General features: G+C 53.2%; 14 protein-coding genes. 9 read left to right on the top strand and 5 right to left on the bottom strand.

Going from position 1 to position 14,851, the window contains the following annotated elements:
- Positions 1-23 precede the first annotated feature (23 nt).
- Positions 24-1,244 carry a permease gene (locus CWI71_RS00690; protein WP_126753324.1) on the top strand — a complete coding sequence of 407 codons (1,221 nt, stop codon included), beginning with the start codon at positions 24-26 and terminating at the stop codon, positions 1,242-1,244.
- Here CWI71_RS00690 and CWI71_RS00685 read toward each other — a convergent pair.
- Positions 1,230-2,531 carry a sensor domain-containing diguanylate cyclase gene (locus tag CWI71_RS00685; RefSeq protein ID WP_126753323.1) on the bottom strand — a complete coding sequence of 434 codons (1,302 nt, stop codon included), beginning with the start codon at positions 2,529-2,531 and terminating at the stop codon, positions 1,230-1,232. The two genes, CWI71_RS00690 and CWI71_RS00685, sit on opposite strands and share 15 nt — an antisense overlap.
- 37 nt (positions 2,532-2,568) lie before the next feature.
- Positions 2,569-3,054 carry a YajQ family cyclic di-GMP-binding protein gene (locus CWI71_RS00680; protein WP_126753322.1) on the bottom strand — a complete coding sequence of 162 codons (486 nt, stop codon included), beginning with the start codon at positions 3,052-3,054 and terminating at the stop codon, positions 2,569-2,571.
- 175 nt (positions 3,055-3,229) lie between these two features.
- Between CWI71_RS00680 and CWI71_RS00675 the strand changes: the two genes are divergently transcribed.
- From CWI71_RS00675 to CWI71_RS00660, 4 genes are all read left to right on the top strand, one after another.
- A complete protein-coding gene (locus CWI71_RS00675; protein WP_126753321.1) occupies positions 3,230-4,129 on the top strand; it encodes an alpha/beta fold hydrolase in 900 nt (299 codons plus the stop codon).
- Positions 4,126-5,214 (top strand): hypothetical protein, encoded by a 1,089-nt coding sequence (locus CWI71_RS00670; protein WP_126753320.1) that lies wholly within the window; start codon positions 4,126-4,128, stop codon positions 5,212-5,214. Before CWI71_RS00675 ends, CWI71_RS00670 begins: the two co-directional genes overlap by 4 nt.
- 90 nt (positions 5,215-5,304) lie before the next feature.
- Positions 5,305-6,615 (top strand): O-acetylhomoserine aminocarboxypropyltransferase/cysteine synthase family protein, encoded by a 1,311-nt coding sequence (locus tag CWI71_RS00665; protein WP_126753319.1) that lies wholly within the window; start codon positions 5,305-5,307, stop codon positions 6,613-6,615.
- 45 nt (positions 6,616-6,660) lie between these two features.
- On the top strand, positions 6,661-7,653 hold the full coding sequence (locus tag CWI71_RS00660) for an alpha/beta hydrolase (protein WP_126753318.1): 993 nt from the start codon (positions 6,661-6,663) through the stop codon (positions 7,651-7,653).
- 3 nt (positions 7,654-7,656) lie between these two features.
- Here the strand turns inward: CWI71_RS00660 and CWI71_RS00655 are convergent, their stop codons facing one another.
- Both CWI71_RS00655 and CWI71_RS00650 read right to left on the bottom strand, forming a co-directional pair.
- On the bottom strand, positions 7,657-9,288 hold the full coding sequence (locus CWI71_RS00655; RefSeq protein WP_126753317.1) for a M48 family metallopeptidase: 1,632 nt from the start codon (positions 9,286-9,288) through the stop codon (positions 7,657-7,659).
- A 14-nt stretch (positions 9,289-9,302) separates the two neighbouring features.
- Positions 9,303-9,896 (bottom strand): LemA family protein, encoded by a 594-nt coding sequence (locus CWI71_RS00650; protein WP_126753316.1) that lies wholly within the window; start codon positions 9,894-9,896, stop codon positions 9,303-9,305.
- Positions 9,897-9,982: 86 nt separating this feature from the next.
- Here CWI71_RS00650 and gmk point away from each other — a divergent pair, with 86 nt between their 5' ends.
- The 4 genes from gmk to CWI71_RS00630 all read left to right on the top strand — a co-directional run bounded on the left by gmk (position 9,983) and on the right by CWI71_RS00630 (position 13,474).
- Positions 9,983-10,624 (top strand): guanylate kinase, encoded by a 642-nt coding sequence (gene gmk, locus CWI71_RS00645; RefSeq protein ID WP_126753315.1) that lies wholly within the window; start codon positions 9,983-9,985, stop codon positions 10,622-10,624.
- 69 nt (positions 10,625-10,693) lie between these two features.
- On the top strand, positions 10,694-10,966 hold the full coding sequence (gene rpoZ, locus CWI71_RS00640; RefSeq protein WP_126753314.1) for a DNA-directed RNA polymerase subunit omega: 273 nt from the start codon (positions 10,694-10,696) through the stop codon (positions 10,964-10,966).
- A 5-nt stretch (positions 10,967-10,971) separates the two neighbouring features.
- Positions 10,972-13,080 carry a bifunctional GTP diphosphokinase/guanosine-3',5'-bis pyrophosphate 3'-pyrophosphohydrolase gene (gene spoT / locus CWI71_RS00635; protein WP_126753313.1) on the top strand — a complete coding sequence of 703 codons (2,109 nt, stop codon included), beginning with the start codon at positions 10,972-10,974 and terminating at the stop codon, positions 13,078-13,080.
- Between the two features lies 1 nt (position 13,081).
- Positions 13,082-13,474 carry a RidA family protein gene (locus tag CWI71_RS00630; RefSeq protein ID WP_126753312.1) on the top strand — a complete coding sequence of 131 codons (393 nt, stop codon included), beginning with the start codon at positions 13,082-13,084 and terminating at the stop codon, positions 13,472-13,474.
- Here CWI71_RS00630 and CWI71_RS00625 read toward each other — a convergent pair.
- Positions 13,471-14,802, bottom strand: a complete 1,332-nt coding sequence (locus CWI71_RS00625; protein ID WP_126753311.1) for a Na+/H+ antiporter NhaC family protein — start codon at positions 14,800-14,802, stop codon at positions 13,471-13,473. The two genes, CWI71_RS00630 and CWI71_RS00625, sit on opposite strands and share 4 nt — an antisense overlap.
- Positions 14,803-14,851 lie beyond the last annotated feature (49 nt).

Genomic DNA, 14,851 nt, shown 5'->3' with positions numbered 1-14,851 from the left:
AATCACGCAAAAGGATACCCGAGATGCATGACTTTCTGGCAAATTGGCAAGCAGCGGCAACGACCAGTCTGGGCTTCTTCTGGATGGCGCTTTGGGCATTCGTGCTGGGCTATTTTATCAGTAGCCTGATTCAGGTGCTGGTGACGCGGCGGCAAATGCGCTCAGTGATGGGCGATGACGATTTTAAGTCAGTAGCACTTGGCTCCTTTTTTGGTTTTATCTCCAGTTCCTGCAGTTTCGCTGCGTTAGCAACTACCCGCGCGTTGTTTAACAAAGGTGCGGCGTTCACCGCCTCGATGGCATTTATGCTGGCGTCGACCAACCTGGTCATTGAGCTGGGTTTTGTGATTGCAGTGTTCTTAAGCTGGCAGTTCGTACTCGGTGAGTACCTGGGTGGCGTTTTGCTGATTGCCTTTGCCTGGTTGTTTGTCAAACTGACGCGGCCCACGCAGCTAATCAAACAAGCGCGTGACGAGGAAAAAGGTGACGAGGACGAAGAGGGATACCCACTCCGCCACTGGGGCGATTTCACCGACCCTGAGTTATGGCAGATGGTTGCCCGGCGCTATGTGATGGAGTGGCAGATGGTATGGAAAGACGTACTTATCGGCTTCACCGTTGCTGGCCTTATCTCGGCTTTTGTCCCCTCGGCATTTTTCGCCTGGCTATTTCAGGGCGCTGGCACTGCCGGTGGTGATTTAGGCTTTTTAGAAGTCTTACAGCAAACGGTGGTGGGCCCTATCGCGGCTTTCTTTACGTTTATTGGTTCGATGGGGAATATACCTTTGGCCGCAGTCCTTTTTGGTGAAGGCGTCGCTTTTGCTGGTGTGATGGCCTTCATATTCTCCGATCTCGTGGTACTGCCGGTATTGCGCATTAACGCCCGCTATTATGGCTGGAAAATGGCGCTTTATATCACCGCGATGCTATTTACTTGTCTGGTCGCCGCTTCGTTGCTGATGCATTACGGCTTACTGGCTTTCGACTTACTCCCGGACCATCAGGCATTGGAAAAAATTGCCGAACGCGATCATTTTCAGCTTAACTATGGCTTTTTCCTGAATATTATCGGCTTGCTGGTAACTTGTGCGTTGCTCTATGTGCTCTGGCGTAAGCAACAGGCACAGGATGAGGGCCATCACCATGATCATGGTGGTCCGTCATGGAGTGAATTATTAATGCGTACCTTATCGGTACTGGCGGTGATCTGGCTGGTCGTAGGGGTTGCTTTAACGCTTGTCTGAATTGAGGACTTCAGGGTCGCTGATCAACACCCGGTTACGGCCCTTGAGTTTTGCAGCGTACATGGCCTGGTCGGCGCGGCGCAATAAATCACTGGCGCTATCGGCATGCTCAGGGAATATAGCAATGCCGATACTGGCTGAAATAGTCAATTGTAGTTGCTCAACAGAAAAGGGCTGCGCCAACTCCTGGCGAATGCGCTCTGCAATACAAGCGGCAATCTGCCGGGCCATGCTGCTATCGGCAAAATTATTGGTAAGCACCACAAATTCGTCGCCGCCGGCACGGCAAGCCACATCCGCATCACGCAGACAGGATTTAATGCGCCGTGCAGCATGAATCAGCAGTTGATCACCAATGCTATGGCCATGGGTATCATTCACTGCCTTGAAATGGTCCAGGTCAATAAACAGCACGGCTAATGCTTTTTGCTGTTGCGCGCTTAGCGCCAGTGTCTGCTCGAAGAGCTCCTCGAAATAGGCGCGGTTAGGCAAACTGGTGAGCATGTCCTCGCGCGCCATGCGGGCCAGCTTTTCGCGTTGCTGGCGCTGCTCGGTAATTTCCCGGGCAATGCCCAGTAGATAATCCGGCTGTATATTGTGCCCGGCAATTTTTGAGGCGCGGCAGGTATACCAGTGCCACTTTTCATCGCTGTGACGCACGCGAAACTCAATGTCGCGGGCCGCCGGACTGCCCGATAAAATGGACTGAATATAAGCGTTACAGCTGGCCGCGTCGTTGGGATGAACGACCGCCACAAATGACTGATGAATGGTGTCTTCAGGAGCGTCACCGACCAACCACTCGTAATTAGGCGACAAGTACCCAATGATGCCATTGCCATCAATGGTGAAAATGATATCACTGGCGTTTTTGACTAAGGTTTCAAACCTTTGCTCGCTGGCTGCTAATGCGTCTTCCAGGGTGTGGCGGTAATTGCCTTCGACGAGGTAGCCGGTCCATTGCCACCTGCCTTCGCCGAGCTCCTCAGCACTGTGGTGAGCATCAAGCCGTAACACGCGTCCATCGGGGCGGGTATAACGAAAAGGGTGATACCCGTCGCGACCTTGCCGGGCATCCAGAATCGCATCTTGCAGTAGGGTTTCACGATCAGAAGCAGGAATCGCGGCGAAAAAAGCGGTAGCATTCTCTTTGAGCGCTTCCGCTTCGAGCCCCAGCAGCGACTGCACCGGTCCGCAGAGAAAAGTAAAGCGTGCCTTACCCTGCGCATCGTATTGTAGCTGATAGGTTATCCCCGGTAGTTTTTTCAGTAATGCCGCTTCATCCATGTGCCCGATCCCGTAGTCTTAAGCAGTGAATACGCCGTTAGTCGCGGAAGTTTTCAAATTGTAAGGGTAGTTCAATGTCTGACTCACGCAACAACGCCATAGCTTGCTGCAAGTCATCGCGCTTTTTGCCTGTGACCCGAACTTTGTCGCCCTGAATCGCTGCCTGAACTTTTAACTTACTGTCTTTAATGAGCTTGACGATTTTCTTCGCCAGGGGTTGGTCGATACCTTGTTTAAAGGTTATGGTAGTGCTGTAGGTTTTACCACTATGCTCAAGTTCTTTTGGTGTCTCAGTACCAGCAAGACTCAGATTTCGTTTGGCACAGTGATTGGCAAAAATATCGTACAGCTGTTGCACCTGAAAGTCTGACTCGGACGCCAGCGTCACGGTCAGATCGTTCAGCTCAATGCGGGCATCGACGCCACGAAAATCAAAACGTGAGTCAAGTTCACGTTTGGCGTTATCGACGGCATTCTTTAATTCAACACGATCGACTTCAGAAACAATGTCAAAGGATGGCATTAGCAGGCCCTTTCTGGCATTTAAAAGTGTTTTGATTATCGAAAAAAAAGCGGCGTTTAACAAGTAAATGTGCTCGATAGCCTATCTTAGTAAGTTAGATGTATAGACGTCCATATTGACTTTGTTCGACGGTGTCATTACATTCGGTTCAACCACTTAGTTAAAACATATCGTTATGTCGTTTGCGTATAAGGATCATCAGATCAAACTGGAGCAGGGCAGCTTAGCCTTGCGTCGGCAGGGCTGCGCCGATGGCCCGGCGGTATTGTTGCTGGGCGGCATCTCCGGCGGCCGGCGGGTCTACGAAGGAAAAGGTGAGGGCTGGTGGCACGGCCTGGTCGAGCATGCCGGATTGCTCGATTACCAGCTCTGGACGCTGGATTATTTCGGCGGCATGGGCGAAAGTTCCTGTGCACAGGTACCGAGCACGGTTGAGGAACACGCAGATGCGATTGCGCGGGCGTTTGAACGTCTGGGACTGACACAATTTCACGCGGTGATTGGTGGCTCTTTTGGTGGCTGCGTGGCGATGGCGCTGGCCACCAGTGCGGCCTTAGCAGTGCAGCGCCTGGCAGTGATTGCCGCAAGCCACCGGCCGAGTGCCCAGGCAGTCATGTTACGCAGCCTGCAACGCGACTTTATCCGGCTTGCCGATAACGCGGGTGAGGCGCAGCAGGGCGTGGCCCTGGCCCGCGCGCTGGCGATGTTCAGTTACCGCGGCGCGGTAGGACTTGATACACGCTTTCCGGACGGTGCTCGGGCGGTAGATTACATGCACGAGCGTGCGCAACAGCTGGTTGCCCGTAATCCTGCGCAGGCGCGACAGCTGTTTACCCACTTCGGCCCGGCGTTAGATCGGTTTCGTATAGCGCCGCAGCGTCTGCGGCAACCAACATTGGTGGTCGGGTTTGACGGCGACATTCTGATCCCATCGCATCTGCTTACCGAATTATGTTCTTTATTACCACATTGTTATGGCCATGAAACGGTTGCCACAGCCCATGGCCACGACGGTTTTATCCTGAATACCGCTGCCTACGGGCCGCAACTAAAACATTTTCTGGAGGCTGCATGAGTCAGGCGGAGATCGCAATCGGCGTGGTCGGGGTTGGCACCATTGGCAGTTATTGGCTTGAGCACTTTGCCCCGCAGTTATCGCTGGATTCACAGGCATGCGTCACCGCGCTTTTTCGCAGTACCCGCAGGCTCGAGGTACCCCGTGGTATTGCCTTAGCTGACTGGCGTGCGCAATTGCAGGCACAAGGCGAGGACTATCATGCTGATTCGGTCGAAACCTGGGTGCGGGCAAGTTGCCAACGGGGCCAGCGGCCCATGGTGCTGGACCTTACCGCGGCAAAATCGATCAGTCGGAGTTACCCGTCGTGGCTGGCCGCTGGCGCCCACTTGATCTCGGCCAACAAATACGCCGGCTCAAGTGCACTCGACGCATACCAGGAGCTGCACCGCGTGCGGCAGCAGTACCAGCGGCACTGGCTGTACAACACGACGGTAGGCGCAGGTCTACCTATTTTATCGGCGGTGAACGAACGTTGTAGGTGTGGCGACGAAATTATCCGAATTGAGGGCAATCTGTCTGGCTCGCTGTCATGGATTTTTCAAAATTACCGCAGTGGCGATAGTCTTGCCGAGTGGATTGCCAAGGCGCAGCAGCAGGGGCTGACCGAGCCGGATCCACGCCTTGATCTGGGCGGTATGGACGTGGCGCGAAAATTAGTGATTCTTGCGCGCGAGGCAGGCTGGCCACTGCAGCTTGCTGACTTGGAAATACAAAATCGGGTGCCCGAGACATTGCGCGAGATTGAAACGGACGCATTTATGGACCAGGGTGATGCGCTTGATGCGGCATTTGATGCATGGCGTGAGCGCACCGCCCCGCAGGCACAGCAATGGGTCTATCTGGGGTTTATTGAACGCGGCAAAAACGGAGAGTTGCGCGGCGGGACTGAATTAAAAGCCATTGATGAAAGTTCGCTGTATGCCCGGCTACCGGCAGGAAACGCTAACTTTACCTTACGCAGTCGTCAATACGATGAAAATCCGTTAGTGATTCAGGGCCCGGGTGCCGGTCCGGAAGTGACTGCAGCTGGGGTCCACAGTGATGTGCTGCAACTGATCGCCAGACTTAATCATCACGTCTGAAAAAAGAGGTTGCAGCTAACAGTTTTTTAGCTAGTATGGACGTCTAAACGTTTAAAAGTCCAACAGCGGTTAAAACTACTGGAGCCTGCTATGTCAGATCACTATCGCCCTGCAACCCTTGCCATTCACCATGGTTATGAAACCGACCCCACCACCAAGGCGGTCGCTACCCCGATTTACCAGACGGCGGCTTATGCCTTTGACGACGCCCAGCACGGCGCCGATTTGTTTGACCTTGCCGTACCGGGCAATATTTACTCGCGGATTATGAATCCGACCAATGATGTGCTTGAACAGCGCGTCGCGGCGCTTGAAGGAGGCGTTGCCGGACTGGCTGTGGCTTCGGGTATGGCAGCCATTCAGTACGCCCTGATTACGCTGGCCAGCCAGGGTGATAATATTGTCACCACGCCGCAGCTCTATGGCGGCACCTATACTTTGTTTGCGCATATGCTGCCGGCCTTTGGCATTGAGGTGCGATTCGCGGCCTCAGAAGCCACCGAGGATCTGGCCGCGTTGGTGGACGAGCGCACCAAAGCACTCTATTGCGAGACCATCGGTAACCCGGCAGGCACCATCGCTGACCTTGAGGCGTACAGTCAGTTGGCCGAACAACATGGTATTCCGTTGGTGGTCGATAATACCGTGGCTTCACCTGCCCTGTGTCGCCCGCTTGAATGGGGCGCGCACATTATTGTGCATTCATTAACGAAATATATTGGCGGGCATGGCACTACGATTGGCGGTCTGATTGTCGATGGTGGGCGCTTTGACTGGGTCAAGCACAAAGACAAATTTCCGCAGTTTAACGAACCCGAACCGGCCTATCATGGGGTGGTTTACACTGAGGCCTTTGAGGCAGCTGCCTTTATTGCGCGGGTGCGTACCGTCGCGCTGCGTAATACTGGCGCGGCATTATCGCCGTTCAATGCCTTTTTAATTTTGCAGGGGCTCGAAACGCTCGAGTTACGCATGGAGCGTCATTGCCAGAATACTGAGCGCGTGCTGAACTTCTTGCAGCACCACCCGGAAGTCGCCTGGGTAAACTACGCAGGCCTCGAGAATCACAGCGACTATGAGCTGGCGCAAAAATATATCCGTGGCGGCCTGCCTGCGTCACTTCTAACCTTCGGATTAAAAGGCGGCTACGACGCCGGCGTAAAATTCTATGATCGGCTGAAATTATTTAAACGCCTGGTGAATATCGGCGACGCCAAGTCGCTGGCATGCCACCCGGCTTCCACCACCCATCGTCAGTTAAGCGAAGAAGAGCAGTTACAGGTGGGTGTGAAACCTGAAGCCATTCGTTTATGCGTGGGTATTGAGCATCCTGATGACATCATTGCCGACCTTGAGCAAGCACTGGTGCAAAACCCGCAACCAGTAGTTGCGAGCGAATAGATTCGCTATATAGTAGATCTCATCCAGGTTCCATGAGATCGAACAATGTTAAGAGGCTTTCAAATGCTGGTGCTCGCCTTGGCGAGCACCGTGCTTTTAGGATGTGCTGCGATTGTAGAAGAACGCTTGTCGATGCGGCCAAGTGCGGCCTCGATGCCTGAAAATACGGCGGATATGTTGCGCGAACTGCAACTCGCTACCCGCGAATTTTGTTTACCTTTTCTTGGCGGCTGCACCGGCTATTTGTATGGCAAGCCTTATCACCTGACGTTAACTGAAGCACCTGAAGACCCGGCGACGCTGAACTTTGATGTTGAGTTTGAGACCGCTAACGGTATTGAAATTTACCAGCTAAATCTTACCCGCGAAGAGGTTCTACCGCATCAGGGCACGATGGTTTTGCTTCACGGTTATAGTGTCGATAAGTCGGCAATGGGCATGTTAGCGGCCTACTTTATGTTCCTTGGTTACCATGTGATTGTGCCTGACTTGCTGGGGCATGGACAATCGACGGTGGAGCAGACGGGATTTGGCGTACGTGACGCTGACATGATCAGCGCTCTGCTCGATAGTTTGCCGCAGCGTGAAAAACCAGGTCCGCTGTACATTGCGGGTCAGTCGATGGGGAGTGTCGCCGCTGCGAATGTCGCCCGGCAACGCAAAGATGTTGCCGGGCTTATGTTGTTTGCGCCCATGTTACCCATGGATCAAGCCACAGAAGCAGTACTGGCTGAGATCTATCCGCGGTTGAGCAAGCTGATGAGTAGCGATACGGTTAGGCAGGGAGTCATCGGCGCCATGCGTCGGCAAGATCTTGAGCTTGCTGACACTGACTTACTGCGACTATTGCCGCAACTCGAGGTTCCGGCACTCTTAATCGCCAGCGACAAAGATACGATTGCTCCCTATGAAGCCTATTTACCTCTCGAGTCTGAAACTCGCACGCTCATCATGGCGCCGGGGCGGCACCATATGACCGTGGGTTTCATCGATAACGAATTGCATCAGCATATCAGCAGCTGGTTAGCTATCCATTAACGGTCATTGCAGCATGTCATCGGGAATCGGCACCTCAATACAGGCACAGAGGATGGCAACCAGCTGGCGCTCTGCGGGTGAGACGACGCCGTCCTCGCGCACGGTCTCCAGCCATTTGTCGATTAAGGTCTGCTTGGCCTTCGGTGCCCAGTCGCGACAGGTGTTCAACGCTTTGCATAAGGTAGTGCGGTCGACGGCTTTACCGGCATCCGTGCGTTGCAGCGCCGTAACGGTGGCATCAAGTGCGGCCTGATTGTCGAGGCGCTCTTTAAATTTGCCTTTCGGCAGTAACTGGCGGGCCAGTAATTGGTACAGGCCCCAGTGAAATAAGTCCTGACTGTCGGCCATTGCTTCAAGGTCTTTTAACAGGCTCAGGCGCCGGGCTTCGGGCGCCTGGCGCAGCGCCGGCACTGCCAGTTCAACCAGCGCCAGTTGTTGTGCAGCATTCAGCCCTTGCAACGCATGATTAGGCTCTTTTAGCAGCTCAGCAATAATAAGATCGTGTACCAGCTTAGGAGCCTGCTTCGAATCGTGCGCCTGTTCCAGCAGTACCGCCGGTAGCGCCAACAATGCCAGTTTGTTCAGCGCGGAAGGTTTTGGCTGCGCCGCTTCATGCTCTTTTTCGGCACGGCTGCGCGCTTTGCGGGGCTCGGGGAAACGTCCGTTCCAGTGCGGTTCAATGCGCTTAATGCGCTTTTCCAGTGGCGGGTGGGTGGCCATCATGCCAAACCAATGATTAAGCGCCTCGCCAAAAAACAAATGTGCCGCTTCGTCGGCGTTTTTATGGCGCACACGGCTGCCCTCTTCACGGGCGCCAATTTGTTTCAGAGCACCCGATAAGGCTTCCGGATTACGGGTAAACTGCACGGCAGCGGCATCGGCCAGGTACTCGCGCTGACGGCTCACTGCCGACTTGATCAGATTGCCAAACAGCACGCCAATAAACCCGACAATCATCAGGCCAATGCCAAATAACGGCAGGGCATTCTTATTATTGCGGCTGCGCCCACCGCCAGAATAAAGCAGCAGCCGGCCTAAATGCGCGACGGCGAGAATGCCGGCCAAGGCTGCGATAAGCCGAATATTGAGCCGCATGTCGCCATTTAAAATGTGACTAAACTCATGGGCGACCACGCCTTGCAGTTGCTCGCGCGAAAATGTTTCGACAGAGCCGCGGGTGAGGCCAATCACCGCATCGCGGGTATCGTACCCGGCCGCAAAGGCATTGATATTGGTTTCATGAGGCAAAATATAGACCGCGGGCACCGCCATATTGGCGGCGATGGCCATTTCTTCAACGACGTTGAGCACGCGTCGCTCGACCGGGTCCTGCGTGTCAGGACGAATGAGCTCACCGCCGAGGTATTCAGCGATGACTTTACCGCCAGCGCGTAACTGCAACCACTTGATCAGCATGACAATCAGAATACCGCCACCGACGATCAGGCTGACCCAGATAAAGGGTTCCCAACTGAGTTGATAACCGCCCTGGCCGTCGGTTCGCACGGCACCGATAACAAAGGCACTGACCAGAGTTACGGCGCTGATAATTAACACAAAAGCCAGCAGAAATAACAACACCAGCAGCCCGGTATTGCGTCGCGCCTGCTGCTGGTGTTCGAAGAAATTAACCATAATCAGTGCACGTCTTAAAAGTTAACTTTCGGGGCGGCCTGAATTTCGGCGCTATCAGCAAACTCCAGCAAGGTAGCGTCTTTACTGTGACCAAAGAAGCTGGCAAACATGACCGGCGGGAATGACTGACGGTAGGTGTTGTAGCTCATGACGGCATCGTTAAAGGCCTGACGGGCAAACGCTACGCGGTTTTCAGTGCTGGTCAGCTCTTCCGAGACCTGCATCATATTCTCGTTAGCTTTTAGTTCCGGATAGGCTTCCATGACCACATTAAGACGACCTAAGGCACTGCCCAGGGCATTTTCTGCGCCACTTAGCTCGTGCATCGCCTGGGTATTGCGTGGATCCTGCGCTGCCTTGGGGAGTGCTGCAGCGGCCTGATTACGGGCTTCGGTCACGGCCTCCAGGGTTTCCCGTTCATGCTTTAAATAAGCTTTGGCAGTTTCAACCAGATTCGGGATCAGATCGTAACGGCGTTTCAGTTGCACTTCGATTTGGGCAAAAGCATTCTCGAACTGATTTCTAAGTCGCACCAGCTTGTTGTAAATACTGATTAAATAAATAAACAGTACCACCGCAATAATGATAATAATCCAACCGATACTCATGGAACTCTTCCTCGTTGTTAAGATGTCGCACGCGCATAAGCAACATGCTATGCTTTGCCGTCATTCGCAAGTGATTTTTAAAAGCCATGACGACATCCACCGCTGACGGAAATTTATTTATTGTGGCTGCACCAAGCGGTGCAGGTAAATCCAGTTTAATTCGTGCGCTGCTCGATCGCCACAACGATGGCAGCATGCAGGTCTCAGTGTCATGTACCACCCGGGCACCCCGACCCGGTGAAGAAGACGGCGTGCATTACCACTTTTTAGATGTTGCGACCTTTCAGCAAAAAATTGAAGACAATGCCTTTTATGAATGGGCCAAAGTCTTTGATAATTACTATGGCACCTCACGCCAGGTCATTGAAGAAACCCTGCGCCAGGGCATCGATGTGTTCCTCGATATTGACTGGCAGGGCGCGCGGCAGGTACGCGAAGCCTATCCACAGGCGCAATCGGTCTTTATTATGCCGCCGAGCCTCGCGACATTAGAGCAACGCTTGCGCAGTCGTGGTCAGGATGGCGATGACATCATTGCCAGCCGCATGGCAAAAGCCCAGTCAGAAATGTCGCATTATCACGAGTTTGACTATTTATTGATCAATGATGATTTTGATCAGGCGCTGGCAAATTTTGAGCATATTGTGCTCGCCCGACGTCAGCGAATGGCGTTGCAGCAAGTGCGACATGCGGCTAAACTCAAAGATCTCTTGGCGAATGACGGGTAAATCCGTATAATTCGTGACCCATTTTGCAATCGCAATCTATTTTTTAGTCAGAGTTAAGTTGGAGTAAGTATGGCGCGCGTAACTGTAGAAGAAGCTGTTGATCGTATTGGTAATCGATTTGACCTGGTGTTGGTCGCCTCGCGTCGTGCTCGTCAGTTGGCGACTCAGGGCAAAGACCCGATGGTGCCATGGAAAAACGAAAAGGCCACTGTTGTCGCCTTGCGCGAAATTGAAGAAGGCCTGATCGATGCTGACAAGCTTGACGTAGAAGAACGTTCTCAAATGGCACAGCAAGAAGCTGATGAACTTGCTGCTGTAGATGCGATTCGTGGTCTTGAGTAACGCGGGTGTATTTATTTGAAGGTCTTCGGCAGCAATTAGCCGAGTACTTACCTGCTGAACAGGTACAGCGTGCGGCTGCGGCCTTCAAATTGGCCGCAGAAGCCCATAAAACGCAAAAACGCCGTAGCGGCGAACCTTATATTACCCACCCTGTTGCAGTCGCCGGCATTCTCGCCGATATGCGTCTTGATCATGAAACGATCATGGCCGCGCTGTTGCACGACGTTATTGAAGACACCGAATTTACTCAGGAAGACCTTGCTGAACAGTTTGGCGCGACGGTCGCTGAGTTGGTCGAAGGCGTGTCAAAGCTCGATAAATTAAAGTTCGACTCAAAAGAGGAACTGCAGACCGAAAACTATCGCAAAATGATTATGGCGATGGTGCATGACATCCGCGTCATTCTGATCAAGCTTGCCGATCGCACTCATAACATGCGCACCATCGGTCATCTGCGTCCCGACAAACGCCGCCGGATTGCCCGTGAAACCCTGGAAATTTACGCGCCGCTGGCCCATCGTCTCGGTATCCATGACATCAAAAATGAACTTGAGCACCTTGGCTTCTTTGCGTTGTACCCTTGGCGCGCGCGGCTGTTAGAGTCGCAGGTCAAGCAAGCGCGCGGCAACCGCCGCGAGCTGGTAGAGCGGGTGCAGAAAGAAATTGAAACGCGCCTCGACGACAATCGTATCGGTGCCAGAGTGCTGGGTCGCGAAAAGCACCTCTACAGTATTTACAAAAAGATGCTGAATAAAGAACTGCATTTTGAGCAGGTCATGGATATTTACGCGTTTCGTGTGATTGTGGACGAAGTAGACACCTGCTATCGCGCGCTGGGTGCACTCCACAATCTGTATAAACCGATTGAGACACGTTTTAAAGACTACATTGCGATTCCGAAGTCAAACGGCTATCAGTCACTGCATACCTCGTTAAAAGGTCCGCATGGTATTCCGGTTGAGATCCAAATCCGCACCGAAGAAATGAACCTGATGGCCGATCGTGGTGTTGCTGCGCACTGGCTTTATAAAACTGATGAAAGTACCGGAACCACGGCGCAAGTACGCGCACGCCGCTGGATGCAAAGCTTATTGGAGCTACAGCAAAGTACCGGTAATGCCTTCGAGTTCATTGAAAACGTCAAATCAGAGCTGTTCCCGGAAGAAATTTATGTGTTTACCCCTGAGGGGCGCATTATCGAGTTGCCGCAGGGCGCTACCGCAGTCGACTTTGCCTACGCGGTGCATACCGATATCGGTAATACTTGTATTGGCGCGCGGGTAAACCATAAGGTTTATTCGCTGAGTAAGCCGCTGGAAACGGGGCAGACCGTCGAGATTAAAACAGCTCCTGGGTCGCGACCGAATATTGCCTGGCTGAACTTTGCGGTGACTGGCAAGGCACGGGCAAAAATCCGGCAGTACCTGAAAGGGCAGGAGACCCGCGAAGCCGAGCAGCTTGGTGAGCGTTTATTACGTGCCGCCTTAGGGCCGGTGAACTACAATGATATTCCGGCCGCCGAGTTTGAGCGCGTTTGCCAGGAAGTCAAAGTCGACTCGAAAACGACATTATTACGTGAGATAGGTCTTGGCAATATGATGTCCGTTGCGATTGCCAAGCGCTTGCTGGGCGAGCTGCAGCAGCTTAAAGACGAGCAAAGTCCGAGCAGCCGCGGGCTGGCAATTAAAGGCGCCGAAGGGCTACTGCTAAGCTTTGCCAAGTGTTGTCGCCCCATTCCCGGCGATGACATTATTGCGCACGTCAGCCCGGGTAAAGGCCTGGTCATCCATCGCCGCGAATGTAAGAACGTGCGTGGTTATGAAGATGAGCCGGGACGTTATTTCCCGGTACAGTGGGACAACAAACCTGAAGCGGAATTTATTACCGAAGTGCGGGTAGAAGTGGTCAACCATCAGGGGGCGTTAGCCAAGCTAACCTCGACCATTTCGGCAACCGGCTGTAATATTCATGGTCTGAAGACCGAGGAGGTCGACGCCAACATTTACTACATTGATGTGGCGTTGACAGTTCATGATCGTAAACAGCTTGCGGATGTGCTGCGTCACATACGTAAGATGCCAGATGTACAGCGCGTAGCGCGATTAAGGAAGTAGTATGTCAAAAGTGATTATTAGCACGGACAAGGCGCCGGCCGCCATTGGTACTTATTCACAGGCGGTAAAAATTGGTACGACCGTCTATTTGTCGGGTCAGATTCCACTGGATCCAGAGACCATGGAATTTGTCAGCGAAGATTTTCGCGCCCAGGCAGTGCAGGTATTTAAAAACTTATCGGCAGTTTGCGTAGCTGCTGGTGGCGAACTGCAGGACATGGTCAAAGTACAAATTTACCTGACTGATCTTGGCCAGTTCGCCATTGTGAACGAGGTGATGGCAGAATTTTTCCGCACCCCTTACCCGGCACGTGCCGCCATCGGTGTCAAAGCCCTGCCAAAGGGCGCACAGATTGAAATTGACGGCGTGATGGAACTACCGAGCACCAACTAAGGGGTGCTCGGCGTCATCGCTTCTCTGCCTTCTAAAGGCTTGCGCCAGATAATCATCGCAATCGCAACGCCGGCCAGAATAAAGCAATAGCCAGTATGCAGGCTGACCTCCAGCGGGTTCAGGCCAAAGCTCGCGCCCATGAGCAGGGCTTGCGCACCATAAGGCAGCGCACCCTGCACCACACAGGCAAAAATATCTAATAAGCTCGCGCTCTGACGCGGCGCCAGATTGCCTTCCTCGGCCAGCTTTTTACTCACTTCACCGGATAACAAGATGGTGACGGTATTATTTGCCACGGCAAAGTTGGTCAGTCCGGTCAGGCCTGCGACGCCAAAGGCCGCGCGTTGTTGCTGATGCTTGAACAGGCGTTTGGTGACCGCGCCGACACTATTGGCAAGAAACTTTAGCCCACCTTGCTGACGGATCAGAGCTGAAAGACCACCAATGAGCAGACTCAGTAGGAAAATTTCCTGCATACTCAGAAAGCCAGCGTAAATATCCTGACTGAAAGCTATCCATTCATAGTCAACGGTTACCATGCCAAAAACCGCGGCAAGAATAATCCCCAATGCCAGCACAGCGAACACATTCAGCCCCATAACGGCCAATACGATAATGAAAAAATAAGGCAGACTTAACCACAAATTCGCTTCGGGAATTTTCGGCGGTACGGCGCCGGTGTCGTAGCTGATCAGCCATAGAATCGTAATGGCAGCGGCTGGCAGCGCAATTTTCAGGTTGGCTTTGAACTTGTCGCTCATGTTACAGCCCTGCGTGCGAGTGGCGGCAATGGTGGTATCGGAAATAATGGACAGGTTATCACCAAACATTGCGCCGCTGACCAGCACCCCGGCCAGCAATGGCAGGTCAATACCGGCCGCCTGGCCAAGCCCCAGGGCAACGGGCGCAAGCGCCGCAAGGGTACCCATTGAGGTACCCATGGCGGTGGAAACCACAGCAGCAATAATAAACAAACCCGGAAGCAGGAAGCTGGCCGGAATAATATGTAACCCCAGCGCCACCATTGCATCGACACCGCCGGTTGCGGCGGCGACGGTGGAGAAGGCACCTGCCAGCAGGTAGATCATACACATGGTAACGATGTTGCGATCACCCACGCCACCGACAAAGGTATTAATGCGCTCTTCGAAGGGCTGTTTGCTGAGTAATACGCCCAGCACAATGGCGGGCAGAATCGCCACCGGACTGGCTAACTGATAAAACGCCATTTCCACACCGGCGGCCTGAAAATAAATGCCGGCACCAAGGAAAAGGGCAAGAAAGAGTCCCAGCGGGAGTAGCGCACGTGCGCTGGCAGCTTCTGTCATGGAAAAAAACCTTGTAATTATATTTAGACGTCCAGAAGTTTATATGGCT

Source organism: Pseudidiomarina insulisalsae (assembly GCF_003987065.1).
Classification (GTDB): Bacteria; Pseudomonadota; Gammaproteobacteria; order Enterobacterales; family Alteromonadaceae; genus Pseudidiomarina; species Pseudidiomarina insulisalsae.
This window is presented reverse-complemented; position numbering and strand designations above follow the sequence as displayed.

Bases quoted from the DNA above. Each gene is read 5' to 3' on its own strand.
- CWI71_RS00660 (WP_126753318.1), top strand. From the start codon at position 6,661: ATGTTAAGAGGCTTTCAAATGCTGGTGCTCGCCTTGGCGAGCACCGTG.
- gmk (WP_126753315.1), top strand. From the start codon at position 9,983: ATGACGACATCCACCGCTGACGGAAATTTATTTATTGTGGCTGCACCA.
- CWI71_RS00685 (WP_126753323.1), bottom strand. From the start codon at position 2,531: ATGGATGAAGCGGCATTACTGAAAAAACTACCGGGGATAACCTATCAG.
- CWI71_RS00665 (WP_126753319.1), top strand. From the start codon at position 5,305: ATGTCAGATCACTATCGCCCTGCAACCCTTGCCATTCACCATGGTTAT.
- CWI71_RS00675 (WP_126753321.1), top strand. From the start codon at position 3,230: ATGTCGTTTGCGTATAAGGATCATCAGATCAAACTGGAGCAGGGCAGC.
- CWI71_RS00690 (WP_126753324.1), top strand. From the start codon at position 24: ATGCATGACTTTCTGGCAAATTGGCAAGCAGCGGCAACGACCAGTCTG.
- CWI71_RS00670 (WP_126753320.1), top strand. From the start codon at position 4,126: ATGAGTCAGGCGGAGATCGCAATCGGCGTGGTCGGGGTTGGCACCATT.
- CWI71_RS00680 (WP_126753322.1), bottom strand. From the start codon at position 3,054: ATGCCATCCTTTGACATTGTTTCTGAAGTCGATCGTGTTGAATTAAAG.
- rpoZ (WP_126753314.1), top strand. From the start codon at position 10,694: ATGGCGCGCGTAACTGTAGAAGAAGCTGTTGATCGTATTGGTAATCGA.
- CWI71_RS00655 (WP_126753317.1), bottom strand. From the start codon at position 9,288: ATGGTTAATTTCTTCGAACACCAGCAGCAGGCGCGACGCAATACCGGG.
- CWI71_RS00630 (WP_126753312.1), top strand. From the start codon at position 13,082: ATGTCAAAAGTGATTATTAGCACGGACAAGGCGCCGGCCGCCATTGGT.
- CWI71_RS00650 (WP_126753316.1), bottom strand. From the start codon at position 9,896: ATGAGTATCGGTTGGATTATTATCATTATTGCGGTGGTACTGTTTATT.
- CWI71_RS00625 (WP_126753311.1), bottom strand. From the start codon at position 14,802: ATGACAGAAGCTGCCAGCGCACGTGCGCTACTCCCGCTGGGACTCTTT.